Origin of the sequence: Mycobacterium sp., from assembly GCF_052145595.1 — a bacterium.
GTDB lineage: Bacteria > Actinomycetota > Actinomycetes > Mycobacteriales > Mycobacteriaceae > Mycobacterium.
This window is the reverse complement of record NZ_JBKQOI010000374.1, coordinates 1-2,705: the sequence shown is the minus strand read 5'-3', so window position 1 is coordinate 2,705 and position 2,705 is coordinate 1. Positions and strand designations below refer to the sequence as shown.

1 protein-coding gene and 1 pseudogene are annotated in these 2,705 nt (G+C 65.8%); one reads left to right on the top strand and one right to left on the bottom strand.

Translation table 11 applies throughout. From position 1 onward, the window contains the following. A partial coding sequence (locus ACLP4W_RS30410; RefSeq protein ID WP_442391353.1) for a type I polyketide synthase occupies positions 1-1,894 on the bottom strand: 1,894 nt, incomplete at its 3' end. Between the two features lie 443 nt (positions 1,895-2,337). Here ACLP4W_RS30410 and ACLP4W_RS30405 point away from each other — a divergent pair. Continuing rightward, positions 2,338-2,705: pseudogene (locus ACLP4W_RS30405) on the top strand (hypothetical protein); the annotation flags it as partial.

Here is a 2,705-nt window from a genome sequence, read left to right as displayed (position 1 = left end):
GCCAGAGGCGGGCCAGGCCCATCTCCACCGCGAACAAGGCGGGCTGGGCGTAGGAGGTCTGCCGCAGCGTCTCTTCGTTGTCTGGGCCATCCGCATCGAAAATAACTTCCAGCAATGGTTTTTCGAGAACGTCAGCGACCACTGCCGCGCAGCGGGTCAGTGTCTCGGCGAACACCGGCTGGGTGTCGAACAGCTCCCGGGCCATGCCGGCATACTGGCTGCCTTGACCGGTGAACAACCAAGCCGTCTTCGGCGTGCGATCGGATACTCCGCGCACCAGACCAGGTGCCGGGCGGTCGTCCGCAAGCGCACCGAGCAACTCACGCGCCGATTCCGTCGAATTGACCACCAGCGCGGCCCGGTGCTCGAAATGTGCTCGCCCCACCCCGGCGGTCAAGCACACGTCCGCCAGGGTGGCCTCCGGGTGCGCGCTCAACCAGCTGCGGTATTGATCGGCGATCTGAACCAGTGCGGCGGGCGTGCGCGCCGATAGCGGAAGTACGCTGAACCGTCGGTCCCCGGGCTGGTCGGCCGGACCGGGTGCCACAGCGACCTGACCGACTTCATCAGGCGCTTCCTCGAGGATGACGTGCGCGTTGGTCCCGGCGAACCCGAACGAGCTGACTCCCGCGACGCGGGGCCGACCGTTACGTTCCCAGGCGGTGGCCTCCTTGACAACCTGCACCGCAAGCTCGTCCCAGGGAATGTGCGGCGACGGATTGCGAAAGTGCAGGTGCTTCGGCAATACCTCGTGCTCGAGCGACAGGATGACCTTGATCACGCCCGCGATCCCCGCGGCTGCCTCCAGATGCCCGATATTCGTCTTCACCGATCCGATCAACAGCGGTCGGCCCGCCTCGCGCCCAGCGCCGAGCACCGCACCTGCGGCCTCGGCCTCGATCGGATCACCCAGTGATGTCCCGGTCCCATGTGCCTCCAGGTATCCGACGTCGTCGGGTGCGATGCCTGCGCGCTCCAGCGCCTTGGCGATAACCCGTTGCTGGGCAATGCCGTTCGGCACCGTCAAACCACCCGATGCGCCATCCTGGTTGACCGCGCTGCCCCGGATCACGGCCCGAATCCGGTCACCGTCGCGGATCGCGTCCTCGAGGCGTTTCACGACAATGACACCGCAGCCCTCGCCGCGCACGTAGCCATCCGCGGCCGCATCGAAGGTCTTGCACCGGCCGTCCGGAGCCAGCATGTGCGCGTGGGAAAAGGTGATCATGGTCGCCGGGGTGAGCAGGACGTTCGCGCCGCCGGCCAGCGCGACGTCACATTCCCCGAAGCGCAGCGCCTGGCACGCCTGATGGATTGCCACCAACGACGAGCTGCACGCCGTGTCGACGGCGACCGCCGGGCCCTGCAGCCCCAACCGATAGCTGATCCGGCCCGCTGCCGCGGCAGACGACGTCCCGATTGCCATGTAGGGTTCGATCTCGGCGTAAGTCAGCTCGTCGGATGCCATTCCCAGGTAGTCGTGGGTGGACAAGCCGATGAACACACCGGTGTTGGTGTTCGCCAAAGCCGTTGGCGCGGTGCCCGAATGCTCCACCGCCCGCCACGCCGTCTCCAGCAACAGCCGATGCTGCGGGTCCATCGACCTGACCTCGCGCGCCGACATACCGAAAAACGGCGCGTCGAACCCCGTTACGTCATCGACGAAACCTGCCCGGCGGGTCACAATCTTCCCGGGCGCCTCGGGATCCGGGTCGAAGAATTCCTCGACATCCCACCGGTCCTGGGGCACCTCCGATATCGCGTCCCGGCCTTCCCGCAGCACCTGCCAGAATTCGTCCGCGTCCGCGGCACCCGGAAAACGCGCCGCGTAGCCGACGATCGCGAAGCCCGCAGAACCCAACGCCCCCTGCATCGGGTCTTCGACGGATGTCATGCGGTTGTCCTCCCCGTTTCGACCCGAAGATTCGATGCCCGCGGGCCCTCGCGGCCCTCGGGCCGTGGTTGCTCCGAACCACGTCCTGGGCCGCTCACTGCACACACCCCGGACCAGACTTGGCCGAACTCCCCCCGGTGTACTGCCTCCAGCGACCGTGGTGGCGAATGTACACATGCCGCACCGGTTGCCGCAGCCGAATCACCTCCGAGGCCAGTATGCCAAGTATTGGTGCTTCGCGGCGGCGCATCGCGCAAGTATCGACGGGCTTGGCGGCCGGCCTGCGTCCGACGCCGGGCCGTTCCAGCACCACCACGCCCGTCGCGCCGATGAGCCGTTGCAGGCGTATCCGCGCATGTCGGCGCCGGTGATTGCCGAGAGGGTTATCTTGGTGTCGCTAGCAGCGGGGCCGAGCTGCAGCCGTCCAGACTGAGGAGAAAATATTGCGTATCGGGAACATTACGATCGGCTCACTCGGTGATTGGACGCCGACCCCAGGCTCGGTCATCTGCTGGCACCCGACGACCGCGGCTGCCGAAAAGGTCCGGCAAGCGCGGGCCAGTTCTGTGCCGGTCAGCTACATGCAGGGCCAACATCTTCGTAATTATCACGAACGGACAGCCGCGGGGCTGGACTTTTCGCGGCAAATCATCGCTACCTGTGAAGTACGCGGCCAGTGTGATATTTCTGCCATGAATCACGCCGTCAACGCGTACCTGCGTCGGCATGACACGTTCCGCAGTTGGTTCGACCACACCGGTGTATTACCGTTCGCTATCGTCTTGCTTTCGACTCTTGCACCTGGGAGTCC